General features: G+C 45.8%; 29 protein-coding genes and 1 riboswitch. Of the genes, 26 read left to right on the top strand and 3 right to left on the bottom strand.

The genetic code is table 11. The features are described 5' to 3' along the window. Positions 1 to 17: 17 nt before the first annotated feature. Complete coding sequence (locus K401_RS0127920) at positions 18 to 1025, bottom strand: ABC transporter substrate-binding protein (RefSeq protein WP_024296035.1); 1008 nt, start codon at positions 1023 to 1025, stop codon at positions 18 to 20. A gap of 371 nt (positions 1026 to 1396) precedes the next feature. On the opposite strand from K401_RS0127920, the gene K401_RS0127910 reads away from it, so the two are divergent. Both K401_RS0127910 and K401_RS0127905 read left to right on the top strand, forming a co-directional pair. Further along, a complete protein-coding gene (locus K401_RS0127910) occupies positions 1397 to 2206 on the top strand; it encodes a Cof-type HAD-IIB family hydrolase (RefSeq protein WP_024296034.1) in 810 nt (269 codons plus the stop codon). An 85-nt stretch (positions 2207 to 2291) separates the two neighbouring features. Beyond that, on the top strand, positions 2292 to 2594 hold the full coding sequence (locus K401_RS0127905; RefSeq protein ID WP_024296033.1) for a YerC/YecD family TrpR-related protein: 303 nt from the start codon (positions 2292 to 2294) through the stop codon (positions 2592 to 2594). Positions 2595 to 2686: 92 nt separating this feature from the next. Here the strand turns inward: K401_RS0127905 and K401_RS0127900 are convergent, their stop codons facing one another. Further along, positions 2687 to 3307: a DUF1836 domain-containing protein gene (locus K401_RS0127900; RefSeq protein ID WP_024296032.1), complete on the bottom strand. Its 621-nt coding sequence runs from the start codon at positions 3305 to 3307 to the stop codon at positions 2687 to 2689. Positions 3308 to 3569: 262 nt separating this feature from the next. Here K401_RS0127900 and K401_RS0127895 point away from each other — a divergent pair, with 262 nt between their 5' ends. From K401_RS0127895 to spoVAE, 13 genes are all read left to right on the top strand, one after another. Then, on the top strand, positions 3570 to 3953 hold the full coding sequence (locus K401_RS0127895) for a RidA family protein (protein ID WP_024296031.1): 384 nt from the start codon (positions 3570 to 3572) through the stop codon (positions 3951 to 3953). 324 nt (positions 3954 to 4277) lie between these two features. Further along, positions 4278 to 5603, top strand: coding sequence for a bifunctional folylpolyglutamate synthase/dihydrofolate synthase (locus tag K401_RS0127890; RefSeq protein WP_024296030.1), 1326 nt, complete (start codon positions 4278 to 4280; stop codon positions 5601 to 5603). After that, on the top strand, positions 5596 to 5736 hold the full coding sequence (locus K401_RS33335) for a hypothetical protein (protein ID WP_166435300.1): 141 nt from the start codon (positions 5596 to 5598) through the stop codon (positions 5734 to 5736). The genes K401_RS0127890 and K401_RS33335 overlap by 8 nt, the downstream gene beginning before the upstream one ends. 11 nt (positions 5737 to 5747) lie before the next feature. Next, positions 5748 to 7064, top strand: coding sequence for a tetratricopeptide repeat protein (locus K401_RS0127880; RefSeq protein ID WP_024296029.1), 1317 nt, complete (start codon positions 5748 to 5750; stop codon positions 7062 to 7064). Positions 7065 to 7202: 138 nt separating this feature from the next. Beyond that, positions 7203 to 7544, top strand: coding sequence for an STAS domain-containing protein (locus K401_RS0127875; RefSeq protein WP_024296028.1), 342 nt, complete (start codon positions 7203 to 7205; stop codon positions 7542 to 7544). 10 nt (positions 7545 to 7554) lie between these two features. Beyond that, positions 7555 to 7989: an anti-sigma F factor gene (gene spoIIAB, locus K401_RS0127870; RefSeq protein WP_024296027.1), complete on the top strand. Its 435-nt coding sequence runs from the start codon at positions 7555 to 7557 to the stop codon at positions 7987 to 7989. A 5-nt stretch (positions 7990 to 7994) separates the two neighbouring features. After that, a complete protein-coding gene (gene sigF / locus K401_RS0127865) occupies positions 7995 to 8708 on the top strand; it encodes an RNA polymerase sporulation sigma factor SigF (protein WP_024296026.1) in 714 nt (237 codons plus the stop codon). Between the two features lie 64 nt (positions 8709 to 8772). Then, entirely contained in the window at positions 8773 to 8934 is a 162-nt protein-coding gene (locus tag K401_RS33330) for a hypothetical protein (RefSeq protein WP_166435299.1), read from the top strand. Beyond that, positions 8931 to 9557 carry a stage V sporulation protein AA gene (locus K401_RS0127855; RefSeq protein WP_024296025.1) on the top strand — a complete coding sequence of 209 codons (627 nt, stop codon included), beginning with the start codon at positions 8931 to 8933 and terminating at the stop codon, positions 9555 to 9557. Before K401_RS33330 ends, K401_RS0127855 begins: the two co-directional genes overlap by 4 nt. Next, the gene (locus K401_RS0127850) at positions 9544 to 9972 is read left to right on the top strand and encodes a stage V sporulation protein AB (RefSeq protein ID WP_024296024.1); all 429 of its coding nucleotides are present in this window, start codon (positions 9544 to 9546) and stop codon (positions 9970 to 9972) included. Before K401_RS0127855 ends, K401_RS0127850 begins: the two co-directional genes overlap by 14 nt. Before the next feature lie 35 nt (positions 9973 to 10007). Next, positions 10008 to 10460, top strand: a complete 453-nt coding sequence (locus tag K401_RS0127845; protein ID WP_024296023.1) for a SpoVA/SpoVAEb family sporulation membrane protein — start codon at positions 10008 to 10010, stop codon at positions 10458 to 10460. Between the two features lie 32 nt (positions 10461 to 10492). After that, on the top strand, positions 10493 to 11512 hold the full coding sequence (gene spoVAD, locus K401_RS0127840) for a stage V sporulation protein AD (protein WP_024296022.1): 1020 nt from the start codon (positions 10493 to 10495) through the stop codon (positions 11510 to 11512). A gap of 120 nt (positions 11513 to 11632) precedes the next feature. Beyond that, the gene (gene spoVAE, locus K401_RS0127835) at positions 11633 to 11989 is read left to right on the top strand and encodes a stage V sporulation protein AE (protein WP_024296021.1); all 357 of its coding nucleotides are present in this window, start codon (positions 11633 to 11635) and stop codon (positions 11987 to 11989) included. An 87-nt stretch (positions 11990 to 12076) separates the two neighbouring features. On the opposite strand, the gene K401_RS0127830 is transcribed toward spoVAE, so the two are convergent. Continuing rightward, positions 12077 to 14728 carry a transglycosylase domain-containing protein gene (locus tag K401_RS0127830; protein WP_024296020.1) on the bottom strand — a complete coding sequence of 884 codons (2652 nt, stop codon included), beginning with the start codon at positions 14726 to 14728 and terminating at the stop codon, positions 12077 to 12079. A gap of 161 nt (positions 14729 to 14889) precedes the next feature. On the opposite strand from K401_RS0127830, the gene K401_RS0127825 reads away from it, so the two are divergent. From K401_RS0127825 to purB, 11 genes are all read left to right on the top strand, one after another. Beyond that, positions 14890 to 15546: a YigZ family protein gene (locus tag K401_RS0127825; protein ID WP_024296019.1), complete on the top strand. Its 657-nt coding sequence runs from the start codon at positions 14890 to 14892 to the stop codon at positions 15544 to 15546. A 238-nt stretch (positions 15547 to 15784) separates the two neighbouring features. Next, a complete protein-coding gene (gene typA / locus K401_RS0127820; RefSeq protein ID WP_024296018.1) occupies positions 15785 to 17626 on the top strand; it encodes a translational GTPase TypA in 1842 nt (613 codons plus the stop codon). Between the two features lie 203 nt (positions 17627 to 17829). Next, complete coding sequence (locus tag K401_RS0127815; RefSeq protein ID WP_024296017.1) at positions 17830 to 18456, top strand: single-stranded DNA-binding protein; 627 nt, start codon at positions 17830 to 17832, stop codon at positions 18454 to 18456. 198 nt (positions 18457 to 18654) lie between these two features. Beyond that, positions 18655 to 19158 carry a cob(I)yrinic acid a,c-diamide adenosyltransferase gene (locus tag K401_RS0127810; protein WP_024296016.1) on the top strand — a complete coding sequence of 168 codons (504 nt, stop codon included), beginning with the start codon at positions 18655 to 18657 and terminating at the stop codon, positions 19156 to 19158. A 23-nt stretch (positions 19159 to 19181) separates the two neighbouring features. Further along, positions 19182 to 19356: riboswitch (Lysine riboswitch) on the top strand. Positions 19357 to 19605: 249 nt separating this feature from the next. Next, positions 19606 to 20490 (top strand): 4-hydroxy-tetrahydrodipicolinate synthase, encoded by an 885-nt coding sequence (gene dapA, locus K401_RS0127800; protein ID WP_024296015.1) that lies wholly within the window; start codon positions 19606 to 19608, stop codon positions 20488 to 20490. A gap of 180 nt (positions 20491 to 20670) precedes the next feature. Continuing rightward, positions 20671 to 21429 carry a 4-hydroxy-tetrahydrodipicolinate reductase gene (gene dapB, locus K401_RS0127795; protein WP_024296014.1) on the top strand — a complete coding sequence of 253 codons (759 nt, stop codon included), beginning with the start codon at positions 20671 to 20673 and terminating at the stop codon, positions 21427 to 21429. A gap of 76 nt (positions 21430 to 21505) precedes the next feature. Beyond that, positions 21506 to 21802, top strand: a complete 297-nt coding sequence (locus K401_RS0127790) for a hypothetical protein (RefSeq protein ID WP_024296013.1) — start codon at positions 21506 to 21508, stop codon at positions 21800 to 21802. A gap of 203 nt (positions 21803 to 22005) precedes the next feature. Continuing rightward, a complete protein-coding gene (locus K401_RS0127785; protein WP_024296012.1) occupies positions 22006 to 22377 on the top strand; it encodes a hypothetical protein in 372 nt (123 codons plus the stop codon). A gap of 146 nt (positions 22378 to 22523) precedes the next feature. Continuing rightward, positions 22524 to 23231 carry a phosphoribosylaminoimidazolesuccinocarboxamide synthase gene (purC, locus tag K401_RS0127780; protein ID WP_024296011.1) on the top strand — a complete coding sequence of 236 codons (708 nt, stop codon included), beginning with the start codon at positions 22524 to 22526 and terminating at the stop codon, positions 23229 to 23231. Positions 23232 to 23355: 124 nt separating this feature from the next. Continuing rightward, positions 23356 to 24798, top strand: a complete 1443-nt coding sequence (gene purF, locus K401_RS0127770) for an amidophosphoribosyltransferase (protein WP_024296010.1) — start codon at positions 23356 to 23358, stop codon at positions 24796 to 24798. 141 nt (positions 24799 to 24939) lie between these two features. Then, on the top strand, positions 24940 to 26370 hold the full coding sequence (purB, locus tag K401_RS0127765) for an adenylosuccinate lyase (protein WP_024296009.1): 1431 nt from the start codon (positions 24940 to 24942) through the stop codon (positions 26368 to 26370). Positions 26371 to 26432 lie beyond the last annotated feature (62 nt).

Below are 26432 nucleotides of genomic sequence, written 5' to 3'. Positions count from 1 at the left end.
GATTTAAACGATGTGATTTACTTTGCTGCTTTTTCTGAATAAGTGGTAGTTACAAGGTCCTCATAGGGAACACGTTCCTTTAATTCTCCGGATTCTTCCAGAATGTTTTCCAGAAGTTCAAAACTGTCTTTTTCAAAAATGGTATCTTTTTTCCAGGTATCCTGCGCTTTATACCGTTCAATGATAGTTGCAATAGTAGCTACGTCGGTTTCTTTGAACTGGGGCTGAATCACCTTTGCGATCTCTTCTGAGGAATGGGAATTCACGTATTCCATACCTTTTTGAATGGCATTGGTGAATTTCTGGATGATTTCCGGATTCTTTTCCATATAGCTTTTCTTTGCGCTGTAGGCGGTATAAGGGATATAACCGGAATCAACGCCCAGGGAGGCTACCACGTGGCCGCTGCCTTCTTTTTCAAGGCCTGTGGCAAATGGTTCAAACTCCACGGTATAGTCTGCGTCATTGCTGGTAAAGGCCGCAGCAGTCAGTCCAAAGTTTATGCTCTGGTCAATGGTTAAGTCCGTGGCTGGATCAATGCCGTTTTTCTTCAGGATGTACTCAAATACCATTTGCGGCATTCCGCCGGCTCTCCCGCCGAGTACCTTTTTTCCTTTCAGATCCGTCCACTTAAAGTCAGGCTGAGGTTCTCTTCCTACAAGAAAGTTTCCGGCTCTCTGGGTCAGCTGGGCAAAGTTAACGGCATAGTCCTTGGAGCCATTTGCGTAAGTATAGATGCTGGCCTCTGAGCCCATAAATCCGATATCAGCATCGCCTGATATCAAGGCAGTCATGACCTTGTCGGCGCCGGCCCCGTTGACTAAGGTCAGATTAATGCCCTCATCTTCAAAATATCCCAGTTCAATGGCTGAATACTGGGGGGCATAGAAGATGGAATGGGCAACTTCATTTAGTGTGACCGGAGTTAATTCGGACGCTTTTGCTTTTGAGCCGCAGGCAGTCAGGCTAAGTATAGAAGCTCCGGTGAGTATGGCCGCCAGAAAAAAGTGATAGGCTTTTCTCATAAAATCCTCCTTTGGGAAATCTTAATACTACATTTTATTATGAGAATATGGGAAAGTACTTTGTCTCAGAAAATATTTATATTCTTCTGTCTGCGGCGGATACATAATAAAAAAGCGGCCTTATATGCTTTCTGGCCGTTGTTCTGCAGCTTGTCAGTGAGACAGCCAGCGTAAATGCCGCCAGTAGTAAGGCGATTGTCCTTTTCATATCGTGCACCCTTTCTCAGTATCTCCTAGTGACATTGTATGAAAGCGGCCAGGCTGCGGTTCCCTTTTTTCTTTCAATCTTATATTTCTGTATTTTGAGATGGAATAAGAAGAGAAACTGTGTTATACTGCTATAGTAAAATTTACATAACAGGAGAAATACAATGGACTATCGGATGATCGTGCTGGATTTGGATGGGACGCTGACGAACCGGAATAAGGAGATCACGCCCAAAACCAAGGAAGCGCTTTTTGAATTAAAACGACAGGGCGGAATTATTGTACTGGCTTCTGGAAGGCCTACTTACGGGGTGATGCCTCTTGCGAAGGAACTGGAGCTTCATGAGTCAGGAGGTTATATTCTGTCCTTTAACGGAGGGCGCATCATTGACTGCAAAACCGGGGAAACTGTTTTTGCAAAGGAATTGCCTGTGTCTTCCAATTCCAGAATTATCCGCATGGCAAAGGATCATGGAGTGAACATTCTGACCTATGAGAATGATCTCATTGTCACTCCCAATGCCGGAGATGAATATGTGGAAAAGGAATCAGCCATTAACAAGCTGGAAGTAAAAGAAGTCGGTGATATGGAGGCTTATGTACAGTTTCCGGTTGTGAAGTTCCTGATGCTGGAAGAGGGCGATTACCTTGCCATGGTGGAACCCAGGGTAAAAGCAGCTTTAGGGCGGGATTACAGCGTTTACCGCTCAGAGCCTTATTTTTTGGAGATTCTTCCCAAGGGAATAGACAAGGCGGCAAGTCTGGAGCGCCTGCTTTCAAGGCTTGGCATGAGCCGGGAAGAGATGATTGCCTGCGGGGATGGCTATAATGATCTGTCCATGATCCGGTATGCAGGGCTTGGAGTTGCTATGGAAAATGCAGTTCTTCCTGTAAAGACGGCAGCCGATTATATAACCTGCTCCAATAATCATGACGGAATAGCCTGCGTTGTAGAAAAATTTATGCTTTCCTGATGTCCGCGGAGGGTGGACTTTACAACTTTAATATGTTAAAATGCAGCTGAGAGCAAAAACAAGAAAAAGGGGATTGATCAATACTATGAATAAAAAAATTAAGACAGATGCGGTAGATCATCTGTTTGAGGCCATTTTGACCTTAAGATCATCGGAAGAGTGCTATACTTTTTTTGAGGACGTATGTACCGTCAATGAGCTGCTAAGCTTATCCCAGAGGTACGAGGTGGCGAAAATGCTGCGGGAGGGCCGTACTTATCTGGAAATCGCGGAAAAGACGGGGGCATCCACTGCAACCATCAGCCGTGTAAACCGCTCCTTAAATTACGGGAACGATGGGTATGATATGGTGTTTAAGCGTTTGGAAGAAGAGAAGAGAGAAGGTTGATGAAAACAGGGACAAGCCTGGAGTTGGTACTTGCCCCTGTTTTTATTATACCATGAAGGCAATGAGCCAAGCGCCGCAAAGCGGCATTGGCCTTATTTTTTCTTTTTCATGTTAACAGGCTCGGTTTCCCTTAAATCATCAATGATCTGTTCAATGATCTGCTTTTTTAAATACACATCAAAGGAAAGCTCACAGATCCAGGAAAAAAGGCGGAGATATTCCAGATCATCTTCCGGAAGCCCTTTGTCTTCAAAGGTTTTGCCGGCATGCTGATGTTTTTGGATAATGTCTTCTTTGATGCGGTCTATGCCCCCTTCTACCTGAGAGAAGATCTCCCTGTAGATGTCCTCTAAAGGAATCCCTTCCGGAGAATTGAAATGTTTTTCCGTAATAGGCCGGAAGAGCTGTTCAATATCATGGAAGGAAAGCAGATTTTTAAAATAATATATAAATATTAGAAGAAAAATGTGTTCTCTGGAGTATTTCTTTTTATTAGGAGCCGGAAGGAGATTGTTCTTTGCATAATTATTGATCATGGTTTTTGTCAGAACCTTGTCTTCCGGATGGCGTTTGGTATCCTTTAAATGCTCATCCATAAAAGTGGTGACCTGATCCATGTACAGATCAATATTAGGAATGGTTTCCGGTCTGATATGATCTAAGGATTCCAGATACTTTAGGATGTCCTGCATTCTTTCGTCGTTGGTTTTCATGTGTTTTCCTCTTTCCTGCCCATGCCTTTTGAGCTAAAGGTTTGCCCGCAGGGCGCCGACCTTCTGCGCGGCCGCTGCCGCACACGAGGGATGATCCCCTTTATTATATCATATTATATAGTATTCAATACCAGATGACAAGGGGGAAAAAGATATAATAAACTAAATTTTTTTAAGAATACCTTAAAAAGTTTCTTGACTTTTGCAGAATGTGTGCTAATCTAGAATTATCAGAGAGATGAACGAAAGGAGTCACATTATTATGAAAAAAGTATTAGCAACAGAAAAAGCGCCGGCAGCAATCGGCCCATATTCTCAGGGCGTTCGTGGAGGCGATTACGTATTTATATCAGGACAGCTTCCTATTGACCCTGCTACCGGCGAGTTTGCAGGTGATGATATCGTATCCCAGACAAGACAGTCGTTGACAAACATCAAGTCCATTCTGGAAAGCGAAGGCTTATCCATGGATAATGTGGTTAAGACAACCGTTTTATTAAAGAATATCAGTGAGTTTGGTGCGATGAACGAAGTTTATGCATCTTTCTTTGCAGGAGAGTGTCCGGCAAGAGCTGCATATGAAGTGGCAGCACTTCCAAAGAACGCTCTTGTTGAAATCGAAGCAATCGCTTACTGCGGCAAGTAATGAGCCGGATCAGTTTCTGAGAATTTGTTTTAAGGGAACGAATGCAGGGAGTACAGCACTTTGAGATGCTTTACAGCGTTTCAGAGGGCTTGCTCTCTTTTTGTATTTCTGTAAATATGAGGCACATTTCAAGGGCAGTTGTAGAAATAAAGGGCTTTTTGCGAAAGAAATGGGTTGCATATTGACGGACATATATTATAATAAACTAGATAGTCCGATTTTTTTTACCCGTCGGACGGCTGGTTTTCCGGATCAGGCCCCATTGGGGCGGTGTTCAGGAGGAAAATCAGGCTTGAAATTGAGATGGAAGCTGGTACACTAACGATGAAGATTGACGAAACGGCAGAAGAATATCTGGGTCGGATTCCCATGTGGACCAGAAAGAAAAACTCTCTGGAAGATATCCGGAAATTCCTTTGTGAAATGGGGGAACCGGATGAAGGGATGAAAATTTTTCATGTGGCAGGTACCAATGGAAAAGGGTCGGTATGTGCATTTTTACAGTCTGTTTTAAGACAAGCAGGCTATAAGGTAGGTACCTTTACCTCTCCTCATCTGGTGGAAATCAGAGAGCGTTTCTGCATAAACGGAGAAATGGCTGCAGAAAAGTTTTTTGAAGAAAGTTACCGGGCGGTCAGAATCGTTTCCCAGAATATGATGGAAAAGGGCTATTGCCATCCGTCTTACTTTGAGTTTCTGTTTTATATGGCAATGGACATGTTCCGTAAGTTGGAAGTGGATATTGTAATTCTGGAAACCGGCCTTGGAGGAAGGCTTGATACCACCAATGTCATAAGGCATCCCCTGGTGTCGGTGATCACCTCCATCAGTCTGGATCATACGGAATATTTAGGAGATACCATTGAAAAGATCGCATGGGAAAAGGCCGGGATCATAAAAAAAGGGATTCCTGTAGTCTTTGACGGAAACGACAATCGTGCTTCCCAGGTTATCCGCACCAGGGCAGAGGAGCTTGGTTCTCCTTTCCAAGAGGCGGACATGCAGGGGTATGAGATAACCGGATGCAAAGATAAGGGCTATGAAGTGAGATTTTTTAGAGCCGGGGGAGATTTTATTGAGGTTACCGTTCCGACTGTGGCGGAATATCAGGTGATGAATGCTTTTCTTTCCTTTAAAGCCCTTGAGGCAGCGGGGCTTGAGAAGGCCGATGGCCTTCCTATAACCCAGTTGCAGATAAAAGAGGGGATCGCCCGAATGTACTGGCCGGGAAGGATGGAAGAGGTGCTGCCGGGAGTATTCCTTGACGGAGCACATAATCCGGGCGGTATTCAGGCTTTTGCCAAGGCTGCGGCCGGTTTATGCCAAGGGAGAAAGAAACGGGCTGATCTTTTGTTTTCGTCAGTATCCGATAAGGATCATGGTAAAATGATAAGGGAAATTGCGGAGGCGCTGCCTCTTGACCAGGCGGCAGTGGCTCATATTAATTCCGAGAGAGGACTGGAAACAGGGGTCCTGCTGAAAGAGTTTCAAGATGCCTGCGGCTGCGGTGTGGAAGGATTTCAGACAGTAGAAGAGGCTGTTTTATACATGCTTCATAAAAAGGATGAAGGGCATCTGCTGTTTTGTGTGGGTTCTCTTTACCTTATGGGGGAGATAAAAGCAGTTTTAAGGAGGAACGGATATGATTGATTTTGAAGCCGAGATTAACAGCTACAGGCCAAGCCTGGAGGTTGATGCCATTGAAGATGCCATTGTAAGAAGTGATCTGACAGATATGAATGACTTAATGATGGATCTGATAAAAGAAGTCAACAAGGAATAGGCGGTTAAGATATGGATTATGAAAGAAAAACCAGGGTAATCGCAAACAGTTATTATAACATAGGGCTGGAACGGGCAAAACTCAGGGATTTGTCAGGCGCATCCGAATGCTTGAAAAAAAGCCTTCATTTTAACAAGTATATGACAGATGCAAGAAATCTTTTAGGGCTGATCTATTATGAGGTCGGTGAGGTCGGAGAAGCTCTTGTGCAATGGGTGATCAGCATGAACCTACAGCCTGAGGAAAACCGTGCGGATCACTACCTGGGCGAGATACGGAGAAAATCAGGCACAATGGAGGCTGAGCGGCGCGCGGTAAGACGGTTTAATCAGGCCTTGATCTATGCCCAGAACGGAAGCGAAGATCTGGCTATCCTGCAGCTTAACAAGGTTGTGGAAAGTAAGTCTAATTATGTGAAGGCCCAGCTATTGCTGGCACTCTTATGCATTGCCAGAGAGGATTACCAGAAGGCCGGGAAAGCAGTTTACAAGGTATTGCAGATTGACCGCAATCATCCCAAAGCGCTTTATTACAAATCCCTGGTACAGGATGGCGGGGGGAGCGTAAAAAATGAACGGGAGCCGGAAAAACGGAAGCTGAAAAATGTGCTTTCTCACAGGCAGATGGAAGATGATGATGTGATCATCCCTCCAAGCTACCGGGAAAACACCAAGGATCAGGCGGTTTGGAACATTCTTGCCGGTCTTTTGCTGGGGGCTGCGGTGGTCTTTTTTCTGGTAATGCCGGCCAATACCAAGTCTATTAATGAAGGCCATAATAATGAAATGTTAAAATACAGCGAAGCGTTGAGCCAGGCCAACCAGAAAGTCGACAGCCTGACAGCACAGCTGGAATCCCTGGATGCAGATAAGAAGACTGCAGAGGCTACCTTAGCCTCCCTCACCAGTGATTCAGACAGCGTTCTGGCCCAGTATCAGGCTGTGATCGGAATTCTTCAGGCATATAAGAAAGATGATTTTCCGTCTGCGGTACGTATTTACGCCGGGTTGAACCCGGATCTCATCGCTTCCCCTGATGTTCAGGCGGTAATCGGTGAGATAAGAAAGGATATGACGCAGAACGGCTGCCCGATTTTGGAAGGTCTTGGGGACAAGGCAATGGAGGCAGGAGATGCTCCGACTGCCCTTGCTTACTATTTAAAATGCATTGATTTAAAACCGGACAGCTGGCAGGCAAAATTCAAGGCAGCGGTCATTTATAAAGGAATGGATCAGAAGGAACAGGCCAACGGGCTGTTCTCCGACATCATAAATAACAGTAAAGATGAAGAGCTATCTGCAAAGGCAAAATCAGAACGTGGTTTTTAAGGTGCAGAAAGCAGGAAAAGACACTACAGAAGAGATTTTTTTGTGGTGCCTTTTTTGTTCTACGGTTCTTTTCCAGAGAACAAAGGCGTTCTTTTCTGGTATTACGGACAGACAATAAAGAATGGAGGAGTATTGCATATGAATCAACCATACTTTACATATGAGGCAGATGGACAAGCCTTAATCGTTCATCTGCCGGAGGAGTTGGATCATCATAACTGTTCAGGGCTTAAATACGAAACTGATTTAATCCTTTCTGAAAACTATATTAAGCGTATTGTTTTTGATTTTTCAAAAACCAGGTTCATGGATTCTTCGGGGATTGGTATTTTACTGAACAGGTATAAGCAGATGGCTTTAAGCGGGGGTACCGTTAGTCTCTACGGTGCAGGTCCCCAGGCTCTCCGCATTCTTAAAATAGGGGGCATTTTAAAATTAATGAAATTATATGACTCTAAGGAAGCTGCAGTCACAGGTTGAGGAGGAACGTATGTCAGAACAGAATAAACCAGAAATTCTGAAAATGGAATTGGAGGCCCTGTCAAAAAATGAAGAGTTTGCCAGAGTGGCAGTGGCTGTTTTTATGGCAAGGTTAAACCCCACTCTGGAAGAGGTGGATGATGTGAAAACAGCCGTGTCGGAGGCTGTCACCAATGCGGTCATCCATGGATATCAGGGGCAGGGAGGGATCATTTATTTGGAAGTGAGGGTAGACGGACAAGAGATTACCGTAACCGTTGGGGATACGGGTATCGGTATCCCTGATATCAAGCTGGCCATGGAACCTATGTATACCACAGACCCTGACGGTGAACGGTCAGGCATGGGATTTTCCTTTATGGAAGCGTTTATGGATCAGGTGGAAGTGAAGTCGGCGATCGGAGAGGGAACTGCCGTGACCATGAAAAAGAAGATTAGCAGGTGAGCCTTATGGATGAGACCATGAGATTGATACAAATGGCTCACGAAGGAGATAAAGCGGCAAGGGATCAGCTTGTGACCGACAATTTCGGGCTGGTTTGGAGTATTGTACGCAGATTTACAGGGCGTGGTTATGAACCTGAGGATTTATTTCAAATCGGCAGCATCGGCTTAATGAAAGCCATCGATAAATTTGATTTATCCTATGAGGTGAAATTTTCCACTTACGCAGTGCCCATGATAACAGGAGAGATCAAGCGTTTTTTAAGAGATGACGGAATGATCAAGGTCAGCCGCTCCATTAAGGAAATGGGGCTTAAGGTGAAAAACGTCAGGGAGGAATTGATATATCGTCTGGGAAGAGAGCCCACGGTGGAAGAAATCGCCGGAGAAATAGGGGCCAGCAAGGAAGAAGTGGCGGCTTCCATTGAGGCAGGAGCGGAAGTAGAATCCTTATACCGGTCTGTCAACAAAAATGACGAAAACAGTATTTTACTCATAGATAAAATTGAAGAAGAAAGCTCCGCACAGGAAGAGCTTTTAAACCGCATGGTACTAAGGGAGCTTTTAACGGCACTTTCTGACAAGGACAGGGAAATTATTATCAGGCGCTATTATTACAATGAGACTCAAAGCCAGATTGCGGCAAAGCTTGGAATATCCCAGGTCCAGGTTTCCAGGCTGGAAAAAAAGATTTTAAAACAGATGCGGGAAAAATTGTAGAATAAAATAATTTTATACGGCTCATACTAGCTTTGAAAAACCAGAGAAAAGGATGTGAGCACGTATGGAATCCGTAAAACATAAGCTTGTCATGGCGCTTCTTGTGTTATGCCTGATTGCAGTGGCCGCTGCTATCTGGTATATGATCGCTGTTATGCCGGATGGGGCGGAAAAAGAAGGGACGCTTGTAGAAGCCATTCCGGGATTGGAGATGATGGTTTCGTGAGCAAGACCGTTTATTTAAATATCAGCCAGATTACAGAGGTCAGGCACAAGGAGATCCAGTTAAAGGATGTGGCAGATGTTTATTGCGATGATTCGGCTATTATGAACAAGTGCAAAGCACTCCGTATCAAAACCATCCATCTGGACCGAAACAAGCGGTATATAGAAAGTACTCTGGATGTCATCAAGAAACTGACGGAAATGGATTCTACTCTTCAGATCAATAATGTGGGAGAGGTAAACTTTATCATAGACTACCATAAGCCCAAGCCTCCCAGCTGGGTCTGGGAGTGGGCCAAAACCATTTTTGTCTGCATCGTATGTTTCTGCGGCGCATCCTTTGCCATCATGACCTTTAATAATGATGCCAGTGTTTCGGACGTTTTCAAGGAAATTTACCGGATCATCATGAAGCAGGAGTCCAGCGGATTCACGATTTTGGAGGTCAGTTATTCCGTTGGACTGGCTTTGGGAATCGTGGGATTTTTCAATCATTTCGCAAAATACAAGATCAATACCGATCCAACGCCGCTGGAAGTGGAAATGCGGCTTTACGAAGACAATATCAGTAAGACCCTGATTCAGAATGATGGAAGAAAGGAGTCGGATATTGATGTTTCTTAAAGAAGTATTCCTTGTTTTTATTGGGCTCAGCGCTGGCGGCATTATAGCAGCCGGCGTTTTTGCTTTTCTGGCAATTATTGGCATATTTCCCAGGCTGATTGGAATCACCCATACAAAAAAGCATATTATGCTTTATGAATCGCTGATCATTCTTGGTGGAGTCCTTGGGAATGTATGGGATATTTATGAATTTCCCATAGGATTTGGCGGAAATCTGGTTCTTGGAATATACGGGCTGTCGTCAGGAATCTTTGTAGGCATCCTTGTCATGTCCCTTGCGGAAACATTGAAGGCCCTACCCGTAATCAGCCGAAGGATTCATCTGGCCGTTGGACTGCAGTATTTGATCCTTTCCCTCGGACTTGGCAAATTGATCGGTTCTCTGCTTTATTTTACAGGGAATCTTGGGAAGTGACAGGAGTCAAAGGATTTACAGAATGGAGGAAAAACATGGAAATAAACAAAAAAGCATACGAGGCTTATGTAAAAGAGGTGACTCCGGTCCATAAAAGATGGCCGGGGCTAATAAAGGCTTTTCTGGTAGGCGGAGCCATTTGCCTCTTTGGCCAGTTCGTTACCACCTTATTCATGAATTGGGGCCTGGAAAAGGAAGCGGCTTCTGCCTGGACCACTCTGGTTCTGATTGCAGCCAGTGTCATCCTTACCGGATTTAACATTTATCCTAAGATTGTAAAGTTTGGCGGAGCAGGTGCCCTGGTGCCGATCACGGGATTTGCCAATTCCGTTGTAGCCCCGGCGGTGGAATTCAAGGCAGAGGGCCAGATATTTGGAATTGGCTGCAAGATTTTTACCATTGCAGGCCCTGTCATACTATACGGGATATTAAGCTCCTGGATCCTTGGAATCATCGCCTATGTATTAAAGGCCTTCCGCATGCTGTAGGAATGAACCGGTCAGAGAAATGGAGAGAGAAAATGCAGATAGGAAAAGCGAGTATTAAATTTGAAGAACCTCCGATTATTGAAAGCATGGCTTCCATAGTCGGTAAAAAAGAAGGGGAAGGTCCTCTGGGAAAACTGTTCGACGTGGTGGAGCAGGATGACATGTTCGGAGCTGATACCTGGGAAAAAGCGGAAAGCGCCCTTCAGAAGCAGACAGCTGATCTGGCTATTGAAAAAGGAGATATCCGGAAAAAGGACATTCGCTATTTATTTGCGGGAGATTTACTGGGCCAGCTGATCGCCACGTCCTTTGGAACGGTGGATTTGGAAATTCCTTTATTCGGCCTCTTCGGAGCATGCTCCACCATGGGAGAGGCGCTTAATCTGGGCGCAATGACTGTTGCAGGGGGCTATGCGGACAAGGTCATGGCAATGGCTTCCAGCCACTTTGCAACGGCTGAAAAGCAGTTCCGTTTTCCTCTGGGATATGGAAACCAAAGGCCGTTTTCCGCTTCATGGACCGTTACAGGCTGCGGCGCGGTGGTGCTCACCAAGAACAGGAAAGAAGGGATCGCAGCCATAACCGGGATCACAACCGGGCGCATGGTGGATATGGGAATCAAAGACTCCATGAATATGGGAGCAGCCATGGCTCCGGCCGCCTTTCATACTATTCAACAGAATTTTGATGATTTTCAGGTGGATGAATCCTATTATGACAAAATCATCACAGGAGATTTAGGCCAGGTCGGCCGGACGATCCTCCTTGATTTCATGAAAAATAAGGGACATGACTTGGAATCGGTGCATACGGATTGCGGAATCGAAATATTTAACAGCGAGGAGCAGGATACCCATGCGGGAGGAAGCGGCTGCGGATGTGCGGCTTCCACTCTTTGTGCTTATATACTCCCTAAAGTACAAGACGGTACCTGGAAACGGGTTCTGTATGTTCCTACAGGCGCTCTCCTTTCCACAGTGAGCTTTAACGAAGGTGAGACGATCCCAGGCATCGCCCATGGGGTTGTGATTGAGAATGTAGGAAACCTATAGCCCGCATTCATAATTTGGCGGTGTATTTCCGTCAAATTATGAATGGCATGGCGTCGTATGTTTACTAAATTAAAAATGGCATTACCAACACACAGCCAGTATAAAAGAAAGGAGACAGCCATGGATTACGTGAAAGCGTTTTTAGTGGGAGGAGTGATCTGCGCTCTGGTGCAGATATTAATGGACAATACGAAATTGATGCCAGGGCGCATCATGGTCCTTCTGGTGGTGACCGGAAGCATTCTGGGAGCAATTGGAATCTACCAGCCCTTTGCCGACTGGGCCGGAGCCGGGGCAACAGTTCCCCTTCTGGGCTTTGGAAACACCTTATGGAAGGGTGTATGGAAGAGCATGGGAGAGGATGGATTCTTAGGGATTTTTAAAGGAGGGTTTACTTCCAGCGCCGTAGGAATCTCGGGAGCATTGATTTTCGGATATTTAGGATCCGTTATATTTAAACCCAAGATGAAAAGCTGATAAAGTTGTGATAAAAAAAGAAGAGCAGTTATAGAAAGGGTGCCGGAAAAGTTAATTTAACTTTTCCGGCACCCTCGTGTTTTTTTCTTAATAACCTCCCCAAGGAGGAATCTGCGTTACGCCTCCGGGATTCTGGGGCGTATATCCAGGTCCGAACTGCTGGGGAATTCCGCCGGACGAGTCTGAATCATCTCCCGGAGGAAGGATGATGGAGTTGGCGGAATGGATGGTGCAGTAGCCTGGCATAGCGTATTTGGAATCATCTGTTGCCCCTTCTTCTCCCGCAGGAATTGCCATGAATATGGCTGTAGTCCGCTCCGGACAATAAGGAGTAGGCAGACGGTGGGATACGGAGCAAACCGTAGCCCGTACGTGGTTGTTGCATACGTCCGTGGGAACAGTACCCTTTGCAAAAAATTCCGTGTATACCGCATTGCCTCTGGGGTCATTATTACAGATTCCGGAGACTGCCAGCTTGCCGGATTTTCGGCAGATCTGGGCGGTTTCTATGCTGTCAGGAACCGTAAATCCGGGATCAGACATTCCTTCATGGACCCTGGTCATGATTTTCCTCCAGATAGCTTTGTGGAAGGAAGTGCCTCCGTTTTGTTTTGTCAGCTTCTGGTTGTCATCGCAGCCTGCCCAGATACCGGCAGTGTAATAGGGGGTAAAGCCTACGAACCAGATATCATTGTTTGCGGTGGTTGTACCGCTTTTTCCTGCTGCCGACATGCCTGGAATATGAGCGGCGGCGCTGGTGGAGCTTGGCCCCGCGCTTGAAAACTTCCTGCTGCTTTCCATGGAGTCTGACATGGCATCGGTCAGAAGGAATGCGGTGGAATCCTTTAATACCCGGTGAGTTTCCGGCGTATTATCAATTAACACCTTGCCGTCGTGATCCAGAATCTTGGTAAAGAATATGGGTTTTTTATAAACCCCTCCGTTGGCTATGGTGGCAAAGGCGCCGGTCAGTTCTAAGTTGGAGACACCGGTGGTGATTCCGCCAAGGGCAAGGGCCGGGTTATAATCCGTGTCAGTTAAAGAGGTGATGCCGAAATTCTTGGCATATTCCACCCCAAGCTGAGGTGTTACGGTCTCCATCAGGCAGCGGACGGCAACGATGTTCATGGAATAGATGATTCCGTCCCGTATGCTGGAGTAACCCTGATAGCCGGAACTGTACCAGTTGGAAAACGTTTTATTGCCTACCGTGTAAACGGAATCGTAATAAACCGTTCCAAGGGTGGCCCCGCAGGTGTCAATGGCAGGTGCAAAGGCTGTTAAGATCTTAAAGGTGGAGCCTGGCTGCCGGTATGTGTTGCTGGCCCGGTTTAAGGTCAGGCTGGCAGTTTTCTGCCCCCGTCCGCCGCTAATGGCCTTTACTTCTCCTGTTGTCTGGTCCATGAGAACAAAGGAAGCCTGGGGCTGCAGCGTCTTATGAAGGCTTTCTCCCAGAATGGTATCCCCTTCTTTTAAAAGATAAGCCTTGTATCCGTCCACATCGGCCTGAACCGCTTCTTCGGAATTATATAGGCCGTCATACCCGGAATCTCCGTTTTCCCTGTGGTAATGCTTTATATTCTCCTGGGAGTAATGGGTGGTGGTTCCATCCTTGTGAGTAACTGACAGTCTGTATTCTATGGAATATCTGGCTGCGGAATAGTTTTCAGGATTGTTGATCTCCTCGTCTACAATGGTCTGGAGCTTGGGATCCTGGGTGGTATAAATGGACAGGCCGCCGCTGTACAGTAAGTTGTGGGCCTGGGTGTCCGTATACCCCAACTGATCCTTCATGGCCCGTTTGACCTGTTCCACCAGCTCATCCGTAAAATAGCTGTATGGGGAGGAAGTTTCTTTTGTGGCGGTGTCAACATTCTGGATTCTGGAATACACATCGTCGGACAGGGCATTATCCTCTTCTTCCTTTGTAATATATCCCTGGTCAAGCATGTATTGGAGAATTACTTTTTGCTTGTCCGAATTGGCCTTTTGTCCTGTGATTGGGTTAAACTTTGACGGGTTCTGGGTGATTCCTGCGAGGACAGCGCATTCTGACAGGGTTAAATCCGATACATTCTTATTGAAATATCTCCTGGCTGCTACCTTGACTCCCAGGGAATTGTTGCCCAGGTTGATGGTATTTAAGTAGTTGGTTATGATCTGCTCCTTGGACATGGCTCCGTCCAGCTTGACGGCTAAAAACCATTCCTGCAGCTTTCTTTCCAGCCGCTCCCCAAAGCTCTTTTCCATCCCCCCGCCGAATACGCTGTTTTTAATCAGCTGCTGGGTGATGGTGCTTCCTCCGCCTGCCGTGGAATCGCCTGTCAGCACGCCTTTTACAGCGCGCATAATGGAACGCAAATCAATTCCGTTGTGCTCCCAGAACCTGGAATCCTCATAAGAAACAAATGCATTGATAAGATTCTTGGGCAGTTCCTCATAGGTGGCCTCCTCCCGGTTGGAACCTGCGGTTACCAGGGTTTCAGTGACGTTGCCGGCACTGTCATAGACCGTTGTTGCATATTCATTTGGAACAATGGTTGCAATATCCACTTCAGGAGCATTGTCTATGATACCTTTTGCCATGCCAAAGCAGACGCTGGCGACAACGATGCCGCCAAATAAGCACAGCACAAATAAACTCTTTAAAAAGGCAAGAAAGACCTTGGTGGTGTATTTCCTTGCTTTTGAATTGGCAGATCTGATTTTTTTCTCTGTTGATTGTTTGCCGTAATTCATAGGAAACCTCCTTTACCGGTTCATTATACCAAAAATTGTCGTACAATTCAACACTTACCATTTTTGGAGATAATCGGACAAAATATACATGAAAGCTTGCCTGGACCAGGACTTTTGGATATAATGAAAGGAATCGGTTAAAAGAAGGAATGAGGAAGTTTATGAGAAAGGCTTACAGGATTTTGTATCAGGGAGGCACAGGGGAAATAACGGAAAAAAAGTCCCGGTTCATTGCCGGTTTAAAGCCTGTGGAAACAGAAGAAGAGGCGCTGGCTTTTATTGAGGAAACGAGAAAGCGGTATTGGGATGCAAGGCATAACTGCTACGCCTGGATCATAGGAAGGGGCGGGGAGGAAAAGCGCTTAAGCGATGACGGAGAGCCAAGCCAGACCGCCGGAAAACCCATGATGGATGTGCTGGAAGGCGAGAAGCTTGTAAACCTCTGCGCGGTGGTTACCCGGTATTTTGGAGGCACGCTTCTTGGTACGGGAGGCCTGGTAAGAGCTTATTCCAAGGCAGTTCAGGAAGGGCTTAAGAATTGTACGGCTTTGACCGTGGAACCGGCAGTAAAGCTTTCTGTGACTACGGATTACAATGGCATTGGAAAGATCCAGTATCTTCTGGGGCAGCAGGAGATCACGACCCTTGGCGTTGAGTATACGGACCGGGTGGAGCTTACGGCCCTGGTTCCTGATGGAGCTCTGGACAAGGTTCGGGCTGATATTACAGAAGCGACCAGCGGAAGAGCAGGGCTGCATATGTCAGGAGAAGTTTATTACGGCATTTTTAATAAAGAGGTGATTTTGTTTCCTGGATGAGAATTGGAAGGCTTTAAAAAAGTGTCGAAAAAACAGAAAAAATCTTGCAATATAGAATTTAGGATGTTATACTGAATAATTGTGATAATGTAAATGAAACTAAGGGCGGATACGGTCCTTAGTTTTTTATGATATGGGAACATGATTGCCTGTATTATAAAAATGTACTTTGTCCGGTATACCTTATGACGGACAAAGTACATTCTTTGTTTAAAGAAAAGAAAGAAGAGTACATTTTATGAAGATGAAAAGAGAAGACGTAAGAAATGTGGCAATCATTGCCCACGTCGATCATGGTAAAACAACGCTGGTGGACGCCCTGCTTAAGCAGAGCGGTATTTTCCGTGAGAACCAGGAAGTCATGGAGCGTGTCATGGATTCCAATGATATTGAGAGAGAGCGGGGAATCACCATTTTATCCAAGAATACGGCCGTTCATTATAACGGGACCAAGATCAATATCATTGATACTCCTGGCCATGCTGACTTCGGCGGCGAGGTGGAACGCGTTTTAAAGATGGTAAACGGCGTAATTCTGGTTGTAGATGCTTATGAAGGCGTTATGCCTCAGACGAAGTTCGTGCTTCGGAAAGCCTTGGAGCTTGGCTTATCCGTAGTGACCTGTATTAATAAGATTGACCGCCCGGAGGCAAGACCTGAGGAGGTGGAGGAAGAGGTATTGGAGCTTCTCATGGACTTAGATGCCAGCGAAGAACAGCTGGACTGTCCCTTTATCTATGCTTCTGCAAAAGCCGGCTTTGCCAAAAAAGAGCTTGAAGATGAGGAAGTTGACATGGGGCCGCTGTTTCGGACCGTAATCGATCATATACCGGCGCCGGAAGGGGACCCGGATGCATCCACCCAGCTGCTCATCAGCACCATTGACTACAATGAGTACGTCGGACGGATCGGCGTAGGCAAGGTGGACAACGGAAAGGTAAGGGTAAATCAGGAGTGTGTGATCGTTAACCACCATGATCCGGATAAATTCCGCAAGGTAAAAGTGGGAAAACTGTACGAATATGAAGGACTTAACAAGGTAGAAGTCCAGGAAGCCACCATCGGCGCCATTGTCGCCATTTCCGGAATTGCAGATATTCACATCGGCGATACCCTCTGTTCTCCGGAAAACGCGGAAGCTATCCCGTTCCAGAAGATATCAGAGCCTACGATTGCAATGAATTTTATGGTAAATGACAGCCCTCTTGCGGGACAGGAAGGAAAATTCATTACATCCCGCCATATCAGGGAGCGCCTATTCCGGGAATTGAATACGGATGTCAGCCTTCGGGTGGAGGAAACCGATTCTCCTGATTGCTTTAAGGTTTCCGGACGCGGGGAGCTTCATCTGTCTGTTCTGATTGAGAACATGAGAAGAGAAGGCTTTGAGTTCGCTGTCAGCAAGGCGGAGGTTTTATACCGCTTTGATGAGAGAAACCACAAGCTGGAGCCAATGGAGATCGCTTATGTTGACGTACCGGAGGAATTTACAGGAGCCGTTATCCAGAAGCTTACAAGCCGTAAGGGAGAGCTTCAGGGTATGAGCCCGGCCAACGGGGGCTATACAAGACTGGAATTTGCCATTCCATCAAGAGGCCTCATCGGATACCGGGGAGAGTTTATGACGGATACAAAAGGAAACGGAATCATGAATACGGCATTTGACGGCTATGCGCCATTTAAAGGAGAATTATCCTACCGCAAGACAGGATCCCTCATCGCGTATGAATCAGGGGAATCCATTACCTATGGTTTGTTTGGCGCCCAGGAAAGAGGAAGCCTGTTTATCGGGCCTGGAGTAAAGGTTTATTCCGGTATGGTTATAGGGCAGAATCCAAAGGCAGAAGACATTGAAATCAATGTTTGCAAGACGAAAAAGCTGACCAACACCCGTTCTTCCAGCGCTGATGAAGCTCTTAAGCTGACCACGCCAAGGGAAATGAGCTTGGAGCAGTGCCTTGACTTTATTGATACCGATGAGCTGCTGGAGATCACTCCTTCAAACCTTCGGATCAGAAAGAAAATATTGGATCCTACCTTGAGAAAAAGGTCATCTCTTAACAAAAAATCATTGACGTAAATTGTAATATTAAGGGGAATGCTGCCTTCATTAGCCGAAAATTCGGCAATGCGGCGGCATTCCCCTTTATTTTCTTGGGAATTCTGCCTTGTTGTGTCGATATTTTTGGATTGTTTTCTATCATTTTAGGGGATCTTATGACATAAATTTAATATTAGCTGTGAAGCATATTAGCAAATAAGTGAAAGAAGAGGGGAAATACAATGTCAGAAAAAATGATTGAAAACAACAAAGTGAGCGTTATCGGAGAGATCATCTCCGGCTTCACCTTCAGCCATGAAGTATTTGGAGAAGGATTCTATATGGTGGATGTTGCTGTAAACCGTCTCAGTGAACAGGCAGATGTTATACCGCTCATGATTTCAGAACGCCTTATTGACATAGAAGGGGATTACAACGGCTTAACAGTGGAAGCTGTCGGCCAGTTTCGTTCCTATAACCGTCATGAAGGAACAAAAAACCGGCTGGTGCTTTCTGTTTTTGTGAGAGAAATCCATTTTATAGAAGAATTTACAGACTATACAAAGACCAATCAAATTTTTCTGGATGGATATATCTGCAAAGCTCCCATTTACAGAAAAACACCTTTAGGCAGGGAAATTGCGGACCTGCTCCTTGCGGTTAACCGCCCATATGGAAAATCAGATTACATACCCTGCATCGCATGGGGGAGAAATGCCAGATATGCTTCCGGATTTTCGGTAGGAACAAGAGTAAAGGTTTGGGGTAGAGTCCAGAGCAGGGAATACACCAAAAAATTAAGTGAAACAGAATGTGAAAAAAGAGTGGCCTATGAAGTATCGGTCAGCAAGCTGGAATGTGCGGAATAGGAACTGTCATTTATAAATAAGGAATGCCTTACGGTATATCTCTGCACCCATAAAACGGTGCGGCCTTACTAAAAAAAGCATGGAAATAATAAGGAAATGTTAAGAAAACTTGCAAAAAAATTAAAATTATGATACGATAAGCGGGTTCTAACATAATATGTAAATAATTGCTTTTTAGCTGTTATGAGGTGCTGAAGGATGAATAGAGGTGCAATACAGGTTATTTGCGGGGAAGGAAAAGGAAAGACTGCAGCCGCGCTGGGTATGGGAATCGGAGCTCTGACCAGGAACAGAACTGTTATCATGATACAGTTCTTAAAAGGCTGCCCCGGCCGGGATTCATTTGATGTAATGAAATGTCTGGAGCCTGAGATGAAAATATTCCGGTTTGAAAAGTCCGATGGTTTTTTTGAAAGCCTATCCAAAGAACAGCAGGAAGAGGAACGGAGAAATATCCGCAACGGCTTAAATTTTGCAAAAAAGGTCTTATCAACAGGGGAATGCGATATGCTGATCCTGGATGAAATTCTTGGACTGCTGGACCAGAAGATCATAGAGGCAGAGGAGCTGATAAAGCTGCTTCAGTCTAAAGTTGATGAGATGGAAGTTATATTAACCGGTAAAGTATTTCAAAAGGAAATAGAACCTTATGTAGACAGTATTCTGGAAATCAACCATGTTAAAGTTGACAACACAAAATAATAATGATAGTATGGTAACATACATAATAGAGTAGAGGTTGCGTTGCTTATAAGTACTCTGTCCGATGTATCAGGTACAGATGAGGGCAGGGGGAAGGAAGAAACGCCGAAGAACGGTATGGCCTGAGCGTACCTGTTCTGGGCATATGGTTAAGAGCCATATGACTGTCATCCAATCGGATGGGGAGCTACTTAAAGAAAGATGAGATTACCAGATTCTGAACTTTAAGAGCTGACCCTGTGTCAGCTCTGTTTTTTTTCACAGGAGATTACGCTCTGTGAATCAAAATACGCTCCGCCATGGAAGCCCAGGATACACAAATGCACCATGGCCGCTAAGGTGCTCCTTTTTGGAGCGGAATCTGGTTCGCAGACTCCTTGCTCCGCAGATTATGGACCGGATGAAAGTTTACTGTGTATGACGAAAAAGAATCAGGAGGATAATATTATGGCAATTTTTGAAGGCGCAGGTGTAGCTCTTGTCACACCATTTAAAGAAAGCGGTGAGGTAAACTATGAGAAGCTGGAGGAGCTGGTAGAAGAGCAGATCGCTTCGGGAACTGACTCCATCATTGTCTGCGGCACAACAGGCGAGGCTTCGACCATGACCCATGAGGAGCATTTAGACACGATCAAATACGTATGTGAAGTGACGAAGAAGCGGATCCCTGTTATCGCAGGAACCGGCTCCAACTGCACGGATACGGCGGTTTATCTGTCTAAGGAGGCGGAAAGCCAAGGTGCGGACGGGCTTCTTCTCGTGTCTCCCTACTATAACAAGGCAACTCAGAACGGATTGAAGGCTCACTTTAAAGCCGTTGCCAATGAAGTGAAGATTCCCATTATCCTGTATAATATTCCGGCAAGAACCGGGATAAACATTGCGGCCGAGACCATAGCTGATCTTTGCTTAAATGTTGAAAACATTGTGGGCGTTAAGGAGGCGAGCGGCAATTTTACAGCCATCGCGGATTTAATGAGCTTAACAGACGGCAATGTGGATCTTTATTCAGGCAATGATGACCAGATTGTTCCCATGATGTCCCTGGGAGGAAAAGGTGTTATTTCTGTTCTTTCCAACATTGCGCCTGCCCAGACTCACGAAATCTGTGAAGCTTATTTTAAGGGAGATGTGAAACGCAGCGCCGCTTTGCAGCTGGCAGCCATTCCTCTCATCAATGCCTTATTCTGTGAGGTCAACCCCATTCCTGTTAAGGCTGCCTTAAATCTTATGGGAAAGGCCGCAGGCCCCATGCGTCTGCCCCTTACCGAGATGGAACCTAAGAATCAGGAACGCTTAAAACTAGCCATGAAAGAGTATGGAATTCTGTAATCGGTTAACGATATATGATACATGGAGGAAATACCCTGGGGATTCCTTTGCGCCCGGAAAGCGTGGGCACAGTGTGACCCAGGGAAGACGCCACAGAAGTGTCTGACCGTGGGCAGGAAAGAGGAAACACCCTGCGGGTATACCTTTATGCCCAGAAAGCGTGGGCAGGAAAGAGGAAACATGATTAGGATGATAATGCACGGCTGTAACGGGGCCATGGGCCAGGTGGTGACCGGGATTGCGGCAGAGGAAAAAAATTTAACCATTGTTGCGGGTATTGATCCCAATGATGCCGGCCAGAATCCGTATCCGGTATTTCCGTCTCTTGAGGCCTGTGACGCGGAGGCGGATGTGATCGTGGATTTTACCTCTGCCAAAGCGGTGGAGGGTCTTCTTGAATACAGCGTAAGGAAGAAAATACCTGTGGTAGTTTGTACCACCGGCCTTTCAGAAGAACAGATGAAAAAGCTGGAAGAGGCTGCAAATCATGTTGCTGTCCTTAAGTCTGCCAATATGTCTCTTGGAGTGAACCTGCTTATGAAGCTGGTAAAAGATGCGGCCCAGGTCCTTGCTGCTGCAGGATTTGACATTGAAATACTGGAAAAACATCACAATAAAAAGCTGGATGCCCCCAGCGGAACAGCCCTTGCCCTGGCAGATTCCATCAATGAGGCCATGGATCAGGAATATCATTATGTTTATGACAGAAGCCAGGTAAGGAAGGCCAGAGACAAAAAAGAGATGGGGATTCAGTCTGTCCGCGGAGGAACCATTGTTGGAGAACATGATGTGATTTTTGCGGGAAAGGATGAGATTGTCACCTTTCATCACACCGCTTATTCCAAGGCTATTTTTGCAAAAGGAGCCGTTTCTGCGGCAAAGTTTCTGGCAGGAAAAGCTCCGGGATTATATTCCATGAAAGATGTAATAGATTCATAAATTTTCCAATATCTTCCACCATAATTCGTTCATCCTTTACACATACTAATCGTAGAAAATGAAAGGAGAATGTATTATGAAGAGAATAAAACCATATGCAATTACACTTATTGTCATCATGGCAGTAATGTGTATGACTGCCTGCGGCACCACGAAGGGAAATGATGGAACTTCAGCAGGTACTACAGCGGCAACAACCCAGACAACAGCAGCAACGACGACAAAAGAAACTACTGCTGCAGGAGCTACAACAGGTGCTGATGAGAGCACTGGTGTGGTTAACGGAGTCGTTGATGATGTAGAAAAAGGGGTTGACAAAATCACAGGGGAAAGCAATGGCCAGCCAACCACTGATGCTACAAAGGCTCAATAATAAGAAGGTTGAAAAAAAGCTTCAGGCATGGAATCAATGCTTGAAGCTTTTTTTAATATAAGTTATAATGGAAACAAGACATATCTTGCCGTATTTTAAGGCATTTCTTTTGATTTTTGTTTAAACGCCCATATTCCGGACAGTTATCCAATAAAAATGTTAAAAAAATAACATGGCCTGCTTGGCAGAGAGGCAGAAGATATATGAAAGGGAAATTTGATTATTTTAAATATCAGAGGTATAATAAAAAGAGGAAAAAGCCCTGGAGAAGTCTTAAACGGTTTATTCCCAACGGAGAGGCCAGAAACATGCGCATAAGAAAGAGTCTGATTCTTTTCCTCGTTGTGGAAGGAGCAGTGATTTCCCTGTTCCATGAAGAAATTGCGGGGAGCAATGTTCCCGCCTTTCTCCTTGCCGGACAGGAAATGGCTGAGGAGAAGGAAGTGACGTCGGAAGACTTCTGGGGCCGGAAAACCGGGGAAACAAGGGAACAGGGAGTTTCTTTTGACTGGAAGGAAGGCACGGTTAAGCTGTGGCAGAAGGTGGAGCGTGTGATCCTTCAGGGGCCTGATTGAGAAACAAAATCCCATGGTGGTCATAAGTATTTATAATAATAAAACCAGTTGCAATCCCATTTTTACTGTATTATAATTTCTACTGAAACACCGTAGTTTTATTTGAAAAACTTATAAATTAATTCAGAAAAGGACAGGTGGCTATTGTGGAGAAAAAAGAATTGCTGTATGAGGGAAAAGCGAAGAAGGTTTATACAACGGAAGATCCGGATATATTGATTGTTTCATACAAAGACGATGCCACAGCATTTAATGGCCTTAAAAAAGGCACCATTGTAGGAAAGGGCGCGGTCAACAACCGGATGACCAACTTTATCTTCAAGAAGCTGGAAGCAAAAGGCGTTCCCACCCATCTGGTGAAAGAGTTAAACGACCGTGAGACCGTTGTAAAGAAAGTGGAGATCGTGCCTCTTGAAGTAATCATCAGAAACTACTCCGCAGGAAGCTTTGCCAAGAAGATGGGTATGGAAGAAGGCATAAAATTTGCCTGCCCGACTCTTGAATTCAGTTATAAAAATGACGACTTAGGTGACCCGTTCATCAACGACTATTATGCTTTGGCCTTAGAGCTGGCAACTCAGGAAGAGATTGATAAAATCACGGAATATGCCTTTAAGGTAAACGAAGTACTGAAAGAATATTTTGACGGTTTAAACATTGATTTGATCGATTTTAAGATTGAATTCGGCCGTTATCACGGGCAGGTCATTCTGGCTGATGAGATCTCTCCTGACACATGCAGGCTGTGGGATAAGGATACCCATGAGAAGCTGGATAAGGACCGTTTCCGCAGGGATTTGGGAGGCGTGGAGGACGCATACGAGGAAGTATTCCGCCGTCTTGGCATCAGGTAAACAGCACAGGGAGGAAACACCCTGGGGGTATGCCTTTACGCCCGATGCCCCATAAAGCGGGGCAGACTCTCAAGGGGGCGGGCTTTGCCCAAAAACCATGGACAGGAAAGAGGAAAGACATCTGATGAATAACGAATGGGATTTTAATTTTGAGGAAGAGTTACATGAGGAGTGCGGCGTATTCGGAATGTACGATTTTGACGGAGGCGACGTTGCTTCTACCATTTATTATGGATTGTTTGCGTTACAGCACAGAGGCCAGGAAAGCTGCGGAATTGCGGTCAGCGATACAGAAGGCCCCATGGGAAAGGTAAGCGCCCATAAGGGGATGGGGTTATGCAACGAGGTCTTTACACCGGAAATTTTAGAAAACCTCCACGGCAACATTGGCGTAGGCCATGTTCGTTATTCGACTGCGGGCAGCAGTACGAGGGAAAATGCCCAGCCGCTTGTACTCAATTACTTAAAAGGGACCCTGGCCATGGCTCATAACGGCAATCTGGTCAATGCACCGGAGCTGAGACGTGAGCTTGAATATAACGGAGCCATATTTCAGACGACCATTGATACAGAGGTGATCGCTTATCACATTGCCCGGGAAAGGGTAAATGCTGCCACAGTCGAAGCTGCAGTGGCAAATGCCATGAAAAAGATCAAGGGGGCTTATTCCCTTGTTATTATGAGCCCGCGTAAAATGATTGGAGCCAGGGATCCTTTTGGATTTAAGCCGCTGTGCATTGGAAAACGTGATAATGCTTATATTCTGGTATCGGAAAGCTGTGCCCTTGATACCATTGGCGCAGAATTTATACGGGATGTCCGCCCGGGAGAGATCGTGACCATAACAAAGGCGGGAATTGTTTCTGATACAAGCCTCTGTCCTGAGGACAAATCAAAGGAAGCCAGGTGTATTTTTGAATATATATATTTTGCAAGGCCGGACAGTGTCTTTGACGGTGTCAGCGTCTATCACTCCAGGATGTGTGCCGGACGCGCTTTGGCAATGGATTCTCCGGTGGAAGCGGATCTTGTGGTTGGAGTACCGGAATCAGGAAATGCAGCAGCACTGGGGTATTCCCTTCAGTCCGGGATTCCTTATGGGACTGCCTTTGTAAAGAATTCCTATGTTGGCAGGACATTCATTAAACCAAAGCAGAGCAACCGGGAATCATCGGTCAGGATTAAGCTCAATGTGCTGAAAGAAGCTGTGATGGGAAAGCGTGTCATTATGATCGACGATTCCATTGTCAGAGGAACCACCAGCGCCCTTATTGTCAACATGCTTCGGGAAGCAGGGGCAAAGGAGGTTCATGTGAGGATCAGTTCCCCTCCGTTTCTCCATCCCTGCTATTTTGGGACCGACATACCCAACGAGGAACAGCTGATCGCACATAACAGGACCATTGAGGAAATCCGGATTATTCTGGGAGCGGATTCTTTATCTTACTTAAGGACTGACCGGCTGGAAGAAATGGCAGAAGGGCTTCCCATCTGCAACGCCTGTTTCAGCGGAAATTATCCCATAGAACCGCCAAAAGAGGATATCCGGGGAGAGTACAGCGAGTAAAAAGTTTATTATCAGAGCCGGGACCGCCGGGCTGGCCACAGTTGAACAGGCCCGCAGGCGGTTCCTGCTTTCTCTTTTCATGACACAAAAAATATGCTATTATGAAGATAAATAAAAACCCTAAGGAGGAATATTGAGAACATGACAGATAGATACCAAAGCCCGCTGTCTGAGCGCTATGCCAGTAAGGAGATGCAGTACATCTTTTCTCCGGACAGAAAATTTAAGACATGGAGAAAGCTGTGGGTCGCCCTGGCGGAAGTGGAAAAGGAACTGGGACTTCCTATTACAGAGGAGCAGATAGAGGAATTAAAAGCCTATCAGGATGAGATCAATTACGATGTGGCGGTACAGAGGGAAAAAGAGGTCCGCCATGATGTCATGTCTCATGTATATGCATACGGCGTCCAGTGTCCGAAGGCCAAGGGAATTATCCATCTAGGAGCAACCTCCTGTTATGTGGGAGATAATACGGATCTTATTATCATGAGGTCAGCACTGAAACTGGTTCGAAGAAAACTCATCAATGTGATCGATGAACTGGCTAAGTTTGCTGACGCATATAAGGACTTACCCACCCTGGCTTTCACCCATTTCCAGCCTGCCCAGCCTACAACTGTGGGAAAAAGAGCCACCCTATGGCTTCACGATCTGACCATGGATTTAGAAGACTTAGACTATATGATCGGTTCCATTCAGCTTCTTGGCTCCAAGGGCACCACAGGGACGCAGGCCAGCTTCCTGGAACTGTTTGACGGAGATATGGACAAGGTGAGAAGGGCGGATGCCATGATCGCGGAGAAACTGGGTTTTTCCGGCTGCTATCCGGTTTCCGGCCAGACCTATTCCAGAAAGGTGGACAGCCGAGTGGTCAATGTGCTGGCAGGCATTGCTCAGAGCGCTCATAAATTTTCCAATGATATCCGCCTTCTTCAGCACTTAAAAGAAGTGGAAGAGCCCTTTGAAAAAAGTCAGATCGGTTCTTCTGCCATGGCTTACAAACGCAATCCCATGAGAAGCGAACGGATGGCTTCCCTTTCCAATTATGTTATGGCAGATGTGATGAACCCCATGCTGGTTTCTTCCACCCAGTGGTTTGAGAGAACTCTGGATGATTCTGCCAATAAGCGCTTAAGTATTCCGGAAGGTTTTCTGGCAATCGACGGAATTCTGGACCTTTATTTAAATGTCGTGGATGGGCTTGTAGTATATCCCAAGGTCATTGAGAAGCACATGATGGCTGAGCTGCCTTTCATGGCTACGGAAAACATCATGATGGATGCGGTAAAGGCAGGCGGAGACAGGCAGGAGCTTCATGAACGGATCAGGGAACTGTCCATGGAAGCAGGCCGGAATGTGAAGGTCAATGGCCTTGACAACAATTTACTGGAGCTTATCGCAGCCGACCCATCCTTTAATCTTTCCCTGGAGGACTTAAAAAAGAGCATGGATCCCAAACGATATGTTGGCTGTGCCCCTGCCCAGGTGACAGCTTATTTAGATGAGGTGGTAACCCCCCTTCTTGATGAAAACAGGGAGCTTCTTGGGCTGAAGGCAGAGATTCACGTATAAAAAGCTTACAGGCAGACATCAGGGATTTTATGAAGTCTGCCTGTGTTTTTCTCGATTTTTCA

This window comes from Lacrimispora indolis DSM 755 (assembly GCF_000526995.1).
Classification (GTDB): domain Bacteria; phylum Bacillota; class Clostridia; order Lachnospirales; family Lachnospiraceae; genus Lacrimispora; species Lacrimispora indolis.
This window is presented reverse-complemented; position numbering and strand designations above follow the sequence as displayed.

Bases quoted from the DNA above. Each gene is read 5' to 3' on its own strand.
- dapA (WP_024296015.1), top strand. From the start codon at position 19,606: ATGGCAATTTTTGAAGGCGCAGGTGTAGCTCTTGTCACACCATTTAAA.
- K401_RS0127830 (WP_024296020.1), bottom strand. From the start codon at position 14,728: ATGAATTACGGCAAACAATCAACAGAGAAAAAAATCAGATCTGCCAAT.
- K401_RS0127920 (WP_024296035.1), bottom strand. From the start codon at position 1,025: ATGAGAAAAGCCTATCACTTTTTTCTGGCGGCCATACTCACCGGAGCT.
- K401_RS33330 (WP_166435299.1), top strand. From the start codon at position 8,773: ATGGAATCCGTAAAACATAAGCTTGTCATGGCGCTTCTTGTGTTATGC.
- K401_RS0127810 (WP_024296016.1), top strand. From the start codon at position 18,655: ATGAATAGAGGTGCAATACAGGTTATTTGCGGGGAAGGAAAAGGAAAG.
- K401_RS0127790 (WP_024296013.1), top strand. From the start codon at position 21,506: ATGAAGAGAATAAAACCATATGCAATTACACTTATTGTCATCATGGCA.
- K401_RS0127905 (WP_024296033.1), top strand. From the start codon at position 2,292: ATGAATAAAAAAATTAAGACAGATGCGGTAGATCATCTGTTTGAGGCC.
- dapB (WP_024296014.1), top strand. From the start codon at position 20,671: ATGATTAGGATGATAATGCACGGCTGTAACGGGGCCATGGGCCAGGTG.
- spoVAE (WP_024296021.1), top strand. From the start codon at position 11,633: ATGGATTACGTGAAAGCGTTTTTAGTGGGAGGAGTGATCTGCGCTCTG.
- spoIIAB (WP_024296027.1), top strand. From the start codon at position 7,555: ATGTCAGAACAGAATAAACCAGAAATTCTGAAAATGGAATTGGAGGCC.
- typA (WP_024296018.1), top strand. From the start codon at position 15,785: ATGAAGATGAAAAGAGAAGACGTAAGAAATGTGGCAATCATTGCCCAC.
- K401_RS0127875 (WP_024296028.1), top strand. From the start codon at position 7,203: ATGAATCAACCATACTTTACATATGAGGCAGATGGACAAGCCTTAATC.
- K401_RS0127845 (WP_024296023.1), top strand. From the start codon at position 10,008: ATGGAAATAAACAAAAAAGCATACGAGGCTTATGTAAAAGAGGTGACT.
- K401_RS0127890 (WP_024296030.1), top strand. From the start codon at position 4,278: ATGAAGATTGACGAAACGGCAGAAGAATATCTGGGTCGGATTCCCATG.
- purB (WP_024296009.1), top strand. From the start codon at position 24,940: ATGACAGATAGATACCAAAGCCCGCTGTCTGAGCGCTATGCCAGTAAG.
- spoVAD (WP_024296022.1), top strand. From the start codon at position 10,493: ATGCAGATAGGAAAAGCGAGTATTAAATTTGAAGAACCTCCGATTATT.
- K401_RS0127785 (WP_024296012.1), top strand. From the start codon at position 22,006: ATGAAAGGGAAATTTGATTATTTTAAATATCAGAGGTATAATAAAAAG.
- K401_RS0127910 (WP_024296034.1), top strand. From the start codon at position 1,397: ATGGACTATCGGATGATCGTGCTGGATTTGGATGGGACGCTGACGAAC.
- K401_RS33335 (WP_166435300.1), top strand. From the start codon at position 5,596: ATGATTGATTTTGAAGCCGAGATTAACAGCTACAGGCCAAGCCTGGAG.
- K401_RS0127895 (WP_024296031.1), top strand. From the start codon at position 3,570: ATGAAAAAAGTATTAGCAACAGAAAAAGCGCCGGCAGCAATCGGCCCA.
- sigF (WP_024296026.1), top strand. From the start codon at position 7,995: ATGGATGAGACCATGAGATTGATACAAATGGCTCACGAAGGAGATAAA.
- purF (WP_024296010.1), top strand. From the start codon at position 23,356: ATGAATAACGAATGGGATTTTAATTTTGAGGAAGAGTTACATGAGGAG.
- K401_RS0127880 (WP_024296029.1), top strand. From the start codon at position 5,748: ATGGATTATGAAAGAAAAACCAGGGTAATCGCAAACAGTTATTATAAC.
- K401_RS0127825 (WP_024296019.1), top strand. From the start codon at position 14,890: ATGAGAAAGGCTTACAGGATTTTGTATCAGGGAGGCACAGGGGAAATA.
- K401_RS0127900 (WP_024296032.1), bottom strand. From the start codon at position 3,307: ATGAAAACCAACGACGAAAGAATGCAGGACATCCTAAAGTATCTGGAA.
- K401_RS0127815 (WP_024296017.1), top strand. From the start codon at position 17,830: ATGTCAGAAAAAATGATTGAAAACAACAAAGTGAGCGTTATCGGAGAG.